The organism is Roseateles sp. P5_B10, assembly GCF_056400485.1.
Genome location: NZ_JBFULE010000229.1, coordinates 1 through 7,155 on the forward strand (window position 1 = coordinate 1; position 7,155 = coordinate 7,155).

The following is a 7,155-nucleotide window of genomic DNA, read 5'->3' on the forward strand; positions in this document are numbered from 1 at the left end:
CTATTCGTCCAGTTCGGTCGCTTCGCCGGTCGGGATCAGGCCCTGACGTTCGGCGCGGCGCGCACGTGCGGCCTCGCGGCGTTCGGTGAAGAAGTCGCGCAGCAGCTGCGCCGACGCGTCCGCCAACAGCCCGCCTTCGACGGCGGTGTGGTGATTGAGCTGCGCCTGGGCAAACAGGTCGATGACTGAGCCGGCCACGCCCGTCTTCGGGTCGCGCGCCGCGAACACGACGCGCTTGAAGCGCGCATGCATCAGCGCCATCGCACACATCGCGCAGGGCTCCAGCGTCACGAAGAGTTCGCACTCGGGCAGGCGGTAGTTCTCCAGCAACGTGGCGGCGTGGCGCAGCGCGACGATCTCGGCATGGGCCGTCGGATCATGCGTCGTGATCGGGCGGTTGTAGCCGGTGGCGATGACCTGATCACCGCGCATGATGACGGCGCCCACTGGGACCTCACCCACCAGCCAGGCGTTCTGCGCCTGGTCCAGCGCGAGCCGCATGGCGAATTCATCAGATGGCGTGAAGGTCGTCGGCTCGGTCATCGAGCCGGCAGTTTAGAGGCTCACAGTGAGGCCGCCGACCGCGACGCCTGGTCGTATAGCCCCGACAACAGCCGCATCAGCTGCGCGCTGTCGCCGATGTCCTGGTTCTGCTGGCCGCTGTCCGCCAGCGCCTCCATCAGGCAGCGCTCACGCACCTGGCGGTAGGCCTCGCACAGGGCCTGCCCCTGCTCGGTCGTCGAGAAGAAGGCCTCCTTGCCGATTTTCTCGCTGCTCACCAGCCCCATGCCGACCAGCTTGCGCAGCGAGTAGGCGACGACATGGGTGTCCTCGACGTTCAGCACGAAGCAGATGTCGGCGAGCTTCTTCTTGCGGTCGCGGTGGTTGACGTGGTGCAGCAGCGAAATGTCCAGCGCAGCCAGGTCTTTCATGCCGGCGGCGGCCATGCAGCGCACCATCCAGCGGTTGAAGGCATTGCTGACGACGATGAGGCCGAACTCGAACTCCGACAGCTCGGCGCTCTTTTCAGACACCAGATGCGAGGACGACACGATGCTGCGAACCATGATTGACATGATAAACACGTCTCGAATACAAATCGTATACGTTTTATTGAAATTCAAATGAGTACTGCGCCGCCCGACCTCCTCATTCGCCCCCTGGGCGAAGCGGCGCTGTGCTGCGCGGTCGATGCACCCATCGCGATCGAACACCAGCAGCGCATCTGGCAACTCGGCGCAGGCCTGGCGCAGGCCGAAGGCGTGCTCGGCCTGATCCCGGGCATGAACAACCTGACGCTGACCTTCGACCCGCTGCATACCGACGGCCAGACGCTGGAGCAGGCTGCCCGCGCGCTGTGGGCCAGGCCGCTGCGGCGCCAGCAGGCGGGCCGCCTCGTCGAAATCCCGGTCAGCTATGGCGGCGCGCATGGCCCCGACCTGGGCGACGTCGCCACGCACTGCGGCCTCTCGGTCGACGAGGTCGTGCAACGCCACACCGAGGCCGAGTACGTCGTCTACTTCATCGGCTTCCAGCCCGGCTTTGCCTACCTCGGCGGGCTGGACGCCTCGCTGCACACGCCGCGCCGCAGCGAGCCCCGCGTGGCGGTGCCCGCCGGCAGCGTCGGCATCGGCGGTGCGCAGACCGGCATCTACCCGCTGGCCACGCCGGGAGGTTGGCAGCTCATCGGCCACACCGCCCTGCCCCTTTTCGACCCCAAGGCCGAGCCGCCCACGCTGCTCGCGCCGGGTGACCGCGTGCGCTTCGTGGCGGACCTCGCATGATCGAGTTGCTGCGCGCCGGCCCGCTGACCACCGTGCAGGACCTCGGCCGCGAGGCCTGGCGCGACCGCGGCATCAGCCGCTGCGGGGCGCTGGACGACATCGCGCTCGCCTGGGGCAATCTGCTCGTYGGCAACCCCGTCGACGCCGCCGGCCTGGAGTTCACCCTCGGCCCCGCCACGCTGCGCTTTGCAGCCGACTGCTGCATTGCCGTCACCGGCACCGATGCCGATGCCAGCCTCGACGGCCGCCCGCTGCGGCCCTGGTGGCGGCAGCGCGTGCAAGCCGGCCAGACGCTCAAGCTCGCCGCGCCGCGCGAGCGCATGCGCAGCTATCTGCTGGTTTCCGGCGGCATCGCGCTGCCCGCCGCCCTGGGCTCGCGCAGCACCGACCTCAAGGCCGGCTTCGGCGGGCTCGGTGGTCGCGCGCTGCGCGATGGCGATGTGCTGCCGCTGGCCGCGCCCGAGCGCTTGCCCGCTCGCAGCATCGGCATCCGCGCGCCTGACTGGGGCGCGAGCGTGCGCGTGCTGCCCGGCCCCGAGCACGAGGACTTCTCTGCCACTGCGCGCGAAGCTTTCTGGGCCGCCGATTGGAAGTTGACGCCGCAGAGCAATCGCATGGGCTACCGCTTCGCCGGGCCCGAACTGCGGCGCGAGCGCGGCGCCGAACTGGCCTCGCACGGGGTGCTGCCGGGTGTCATCCAGGTGCCGCCCTCGGGCCAGCCCATCGTCTTGCTGGCCGATGCGCAGACGACAGGCGGCTATCCCAAGATCGGCGTCGTCATCCGCTCCGACCTGTGGAAGCTCGGCCAGCTGCGCCTCGGCGCCACATTGCGCTTCACCCCCTGCACCACCGACGAGGCCATCGCCGCACTGCGCGAGCGCCAGGCCACGCTGGCCCAACTGAGGACTGCCCTATGCATGTCGACCTGAACGCCGACCTCGGCGAAGGCGCACCCGACGACGCCGAGCTGCTGGCCCTCGTCAGCTCCGCCAACATCGCCTGCGGCTGGCATGCCGGCGATGCGCGGCTGATGCAGACGACCGTGGTCGCAGCACTGGAACGCGGCGTGGCCATCGGCGCCCACCCCAGCTACCCCGACCGCGAGAACTTCGGCCGCAGCGAGATGCAGCTCGCGCCGGCCGATGTGAAAGCCGACCTGATCTACCAGATCGGTGCCCTCGACGCCATGGTGCGCGCGGCCGGCGGCCGACTGCATCACGTCAAGCCGCACGGCGCCCTCTACAACCAGGCCGCGCGTGATCCGGCATTGGCCGATGCCGTCGCCGCCGCCGTGCTCGACGTCAACCCAGCACTGGCTCTCTACGGCCTTGCCGGCAGTGAACTGCTGAAAGCGGCCGAGCGCACCGGCCTGCGCGCGGTGGCCGAGGTGTTTGCCGACCGCGGCTACCGCGCCGACGGCAGCCTGGTGCCGCGCAGCCAGCCCGGCGCCTTCGTCGAAGACACCGACGAGGCCGTCGCCCGCACGCTGCGCATGGTGCGCGAAGGTGTCGTGCAGGCCGTCACCGGAGAGATCGTTCCCTTGCAGGCCCAGACCATCTGCCTGCATGGCGACGGCGCCCACGCCCTCGCTTTCGCCCGGGCGCTGAACCAAGCCCTCACCCAAGCCGGCGTGCAACTGCGCCCCTGACCGGAGTTTTTTCATGACTGCAGATGTTTCCCTGTGGCCGCTGATCGGCGTCGCCGTCGTCATCGTCGGCTTCGTGCTGCGCTTCAACCCCGTCCTCGTCGTCGCGGTGGCCGGCATCGCGACCGGCCTCGCGGCCAAGCTGCCGCCGGACCTCATCCTCGCCAAGCTCGGCACCGGCTTCGTCAAGACGCGCAACCTGCCGCTGACCCTGCTGCTGCCCCTGCCCATCATCGGCCTGCTGGAGCGCCACGGCCTGCGTGAGCGCGCCCAGGCTTGGATCGCAGGCATACGCTCGGCGACGGCGGGCCGTCTGTTGGTCGTCTACCTCTTCATCCGCGAGACCGCCGCGGCGCTGGGCCTGACGTCGCTGGGCGGCCATGCCCCGATGGTTCGGCCCCTGGTCGCGCCCATGACCGAAGCTGCCGCCGAGAAGACCCACGGCCCCGTGCCGCAGGCCGTGCGCGACAAGTGGAAGGCCATGGCCGCAGCGACCGACAACGTCGGCCTCTTTTTCGGCGAGGACATCTTCGTCGCCTTCGGCTCCATCGTGCTGATGCAGACCTTCCTGGCCGAGAACGGCATCGTCACCGACCCGCTGCACATCGCCCTCTGGGGCATCCCGACCGCCATCGCCGCCTTCGTCATCCACGCCGCGCGGCTGATCCGGATGGACCATCGCCTGCCGCAGGACATCGCCCGCGCCCGTGCTGAAGAGGAAGCCAAGCCATGACCGCCCTCCTCAAGCTCGACCAGCTCTTCCTGCTGACCGGCGCCGCGCTGCTCATCGTCGCCTGGCTGACCTGCCGCGACCACAGCAACCCGCGGCGCTGGAGCAGCGGCCTGTTCTGGGCCTTGTGGGCCGTCATCTACCTGGTCGGCGACAACCTGCCGCCCGTCGTCTGCGGGTTGATCGTCCTCATGCTTGCCGCACTCGGCGGCCTGGGCGGCGTGTCCTTCGGCAAGCATCCGGCACGCGAGCCCGCCGAGCGCCAGGCCAGCGCGGCGCGCCTGGGCAACAAGCTCTTCCTGCCCATCCTGGCCATCACGACACTGGCCCTGGTTGGCACGCTGACGCTAAAGGACGTCCACCTCGGCGGTCTGCTGCTCGTCGAGCCCAAGAACGTCACGCTGATCAGCGTCGGTCTTGGCGCACTGGTCGGCCTGGTTGGCGCCTTGTGGATGACGCGCGAACGTCCCATGCAGGCCCTGCGCGAGGCGCGCCGCCTGCTGGAGACCATGGGGCCGGCGGTCCTGCTGCCGCAGCTGCTGGCCACGCTGGGCCTGTTGTTCACCGATGCTGGTGTCGGCAAGGCCGTGGCCCATCTCACCACCAGCTATATCCCGGTCGACAACGCCTTGTTCGCGGTGGCGGCCTATGCCCTGGGCATGGCCCTGTTCACCATGGTCATGGGCAATGCCTTCGCGGCCTTCCCGGTCATGACGGCCGGCATCGGCATCCCCATCCTGCTTGGCATGCACCACGGCAACCCGGCCGTGATGGCCGCTATCGGCATGTTCTGCGGCTACTGCGGCACACTGATGACGCCCATGGCCGCCAACTTCAACATCATCCCCGCCGCCCTGCTCGAGCTGAAGGACAAAAACGCCGTCATCCGCGCGCAATGGCCCACGGCGCTGATGCTGCTGGGCGTCAACATCGTCCTCCTCAAGGTGCTGATGTTCTGATGCAGGACGAGCTGTTCGGCGGCCCACCCGAGAAGCGGCCGCGCGGTGTGCAACCCGCGCCGCCGGTGCCCGAAGACCTGGCGCTGGCAGCAAGTCTGTCGCCACACATCCATCTCGGCACGTCGACCTGGAGCTACCCCGGCTGGGAGGGGCTGGTCTGGGCCGGCAGGCACAGCGAGGCCACGCTGTCCAAGACCGGCCTGACCGCCTACGCCGCCCACCCGTTGCTGCGCGCCGTGGGCATCGACCGCGGCTTCTACCGGCCGATCGCCGCAAGCGACTTCGAGCGGCAAGCGCAACAGGTGCCCAAGGGCTTTCGATTCACGGTCAAGGCACCCAGCCTCGTCACGGATGCGCTGCTGCGCAGCGAGGACGGACGCGGCCAGGAACTCAACCCGCTGTTCCTGGATCCGACGGCGGCAATGCAGGATTTCATCGAGCCCGCTTTCGAAGGCCTGAGCGCCACGATAGGCGCCCTCGTCTTCCAGCTCAGCCCCTTGCCCGGGCCACTGCTTGCGCGCATGAGCGAGCAATTCGACCGGCTGCATGCGCTGCTGCTGGCGCTGCCAAAACCACCTGTGGGCGTCATCGCTGTCGAGGTACGCGACGCTGCCTGGCTGACTCCGGATCTCGCGGCCCTGCTGCGCGACACGGGCGCGCGCTACTGCGTCGGCCTGCATCCCAAGCTGCCGCCGCTGGCCGAGCAACTGCCGCTGCTGCGCGCGCTGTGGCCGGGGCCGCTGGTGGTGCGATGGAACCTGAACCGCCTGCACGGCCCCCATGGCTACGAAGAGGCCGAGAAGCGCTATGGCGAGTTCAATGAGATGCTGGACCCCGACCCCGAGACGCGCGCCGAATTGGCCCGCATCATCCGCGGCACGGCAGGCGCGAGGCAGGATGCTTTCATCACCATTTCCAACAAGGCCGAAGGCTCGGCGCCGCTGAGCGTTCGGGCACTCGCTCAAGCCATCGTCGACGGCTGACTCAGCGCTTGGCCGGCAGCTGGGGCTCCGGCAGATTGCCGCCCTCTGCTTCCCAGCGACTGACATCTTCGCGATGCTGCTTACCGTCGTGGCGCACGCGGCGTTGGTGATGCTTCTGGCCCAGGTGCTGGACCAGCTTCATGGTCAGGGCCGAGGTGGCGAGGACGGCAAGAACGGGCTTGAGGATCATGGTGGCCTCCGCTGGCAGGGATTGCTTGATCGTGGTCGATCCGCAACCACGCGCCCGTCGGCCGCCAGCTTCAAGGGCTGTAGGAGCAGACCTCAGCCCTGCAGCGGCCAACGTGCGATGACGTCATGCTGCGTCAGGCCCTGGGGGCTGGAAACGAGGACGAGCTCGCTCGCCGTCCAGCCCGCCAGGTCGACCTCCCAGGCAGGCGCCGGACGCTTGTCATAGCGCAGCGTCAGATGGGGCTCATAGTCCTTCACTGCTGGCAGGCCATGGTCGGCCAGTCGACCAGCCAGCGCGTCGCGCAGCTCGCGCACCGCCTCCAGGCTCTGGCCGCCGGTCAGGACGAAGGGGTGCTGGCGTGCGCCTTCGCGACCCCAGCTCGCAAAGCGCTCGAAGCCGACGTCGAAGGCCGGCCAGACAAGCTCGGCCGCCGCGCGCATCGCCCGCGCCACGAGCTGCGGGTCAGGCTCACCCTCGAAGCGGCCGAAGTAGTGCAGCGTGATGTGGAAGATGTGGCTCGGCCTGAACCGCGGCACGAGGCCGCGCGCCACATGTTCGGCGGCTGCGGCGCGCGCAATGCGCTCGGCCGCCTGTTCATCCGGCCGCAGCGCGAAGAAGAGCTTATGGCCGGCCACGGCCTCAATTGGTGGCAGCGGATGCGGCCTCGGCCGCACGCTTGGCGGCTTCGTCGATGCTGCTCTGCACCTGCTCGCCAACGGCCTTTGGCATGGGCAGGGCGGCACTGGCCGCCGGTGAACCAGGCGGCGGCTTCAAGGCCGAGGCCTGCTTCTTGACCAGCGACAGCACGATGGCCGCGACGATGACGAGGGCGAGAAGGCTGAAGGCTGCGCGCATGAATTGCTC

General features: G+C 69.0%; 11 protein-coding genes. 6 read left to right on the forward strand and 5 right to left on the reverse strand.

The window, feature by feature from the left end:
* Entirely contained in the window at positions 1 to 543 is a 543-nt protein-coding gene (tadA, locus tag AC1DU6_RS15160; RefSeq protein WP_477858057.1) for a tRNA adenosine(34) deaminase TadA, read from the reverse strand.
* Between the two features lie 20 nt (positions 544 to 563).
* On the reverse strand, positions 564 to 1,076 hold the full coding sequence (locus AC1DU6_RS15165; RefSeq protein ID WP_056197829.1) for a winged helix DNA-binding protein: 513 nt from the start codon (positions 1,074 to 1,076) through the stop codon (positions 564 to 566).
* 48 nt (positions 1,077 to 1,124) lie between these two features.
* On the opposite strand from AC1DU6_RS15165, the gene pxpB reads away from it, so the two are divergent.
* The 6 genes from pxpB to AC1DU6_RS15195 are packed head-to-tail and all read left to right on the forward strand — an operon-like array spanning position 1,125 to position 6,101.
* On the forward strand, positions 1,125 to 1,784 hold the full coding sequence (gene pxpB / locus AC1DU6_RS15170) for a 5-oxoprolinase subunit PxpB (RefSeq protein ID WP_477858059.1): 660 nt from the start codon (positions 1,125 to 1,127) through the stop codon (positions 1,782 to 1,784).
* Entirely contained in the window at positions 1,781 to 2,713 is a 933-nt protein-coding gene (locus AC1DU6_RS15175; RefSeq protein WP_457392038.1) for a 5-oxoprolinase subunit C family protein, read from the forward strand. Before pxpB ends, AC1DU6_RS15175 begins: the two co-directional genes overlap by 4 nt.
* Positions 2,698 to 3,432, forward strand: a complete 735-nt coding sequence (gene pxpA / locus AC1DU6_RS15180; protein WP_457325030.1) for a 5-oxoprolinase subunit PxpA — start codon at positions 2,698 to 2,700, stop codon at positions 3,430 to 3,432. The genes AC1DU6_RS15175 and pxpA overlap by 16 nt, the downstream gene beginning before the upstream one ends.
* 13 nt (positions 3,433 to 3,445) lie before the next feature.
* Positions 3,446 to 4,162 (forward strand): DUF969 domain-containing protein, encoded by a 717-nt coding sequence (locus tag AC1DU6_RS15185; protein WP_457325032.1) that lies wholly within the window; start codon positions 3,446 to 3,448, stop codon positions 4,160 to 4,162.
* The gene (locus AC1DU6_RS15190; protein ID WP_477858061.1) at positions 4,159 to 5,118 is read left to right on the forward strand and encodes a DUF979 domain-containing protein; all 960 of its coding nucleotides are present in this window, start codon (positions 4,159 to 4,161) and stop codon (positions 5,116 to 5,118) included. Before AC1DU6_RS15185 ends, AC1DU6_RS15190 begins: the two co-directional genes overlap by 4 nt.
* Positions 5,118 to 6,101: a DUF72 domain-containing protein gene (locus tag AC1DU6_RS15195; RefSeq protein WP_477858063.1), complete on the forward strand. Its 984-nt coding sequence runs from the start codon at positions 5,118 to 5,120 to the stop codon at positions 6,099 to 6,101. Before AC1DU6_RS15190 ends, AC1DU6_RS15195 begins: the two co-directional genes overlap by 1 nt.
* 1 nt (position 6,102) lies before the next feature.
* Here the strand turns inward: AC1DU6_RS15195 and AC1DU6_RS15200 are convergent, their stop codons facing one another.
* The 3 genes from AC1DU6_RS15200 to AC1DU6_RS15210 all read right to left on the reverse strand — a co-directional run.
* A complete protein-coding gene (locus AC1DU6_RS15200) occupies positions 6,103 to 6,291 on the reverse strand; it encodes a hypothetical protein (RefSeq protein WP_056197841.1) in 189 nt (62 codons plus the stop codon).
* Positions 6,292 to 6,383: 92 nt separating this feature from the next.
* A complete protein-coding gene (locus AC1DU6_RS15205) occupies positions 6,384 to 6,926 on the reverse strand; it encodes a 2'-5' RNA ligase family protein (protein WP_477858065.1) in 543 nt (180 codons plus the stop codon).
* Positions 6,927 to 6,930: 4 nt separating this feature from the next.
* Positions 6,931 to 7,155: hypothetical protein (locus AC1DU6_RS15210; RefSeq protein WP_477858067.1), on the reverse strand; the 225-nt coding region annotated here is incomplete at its 5' end.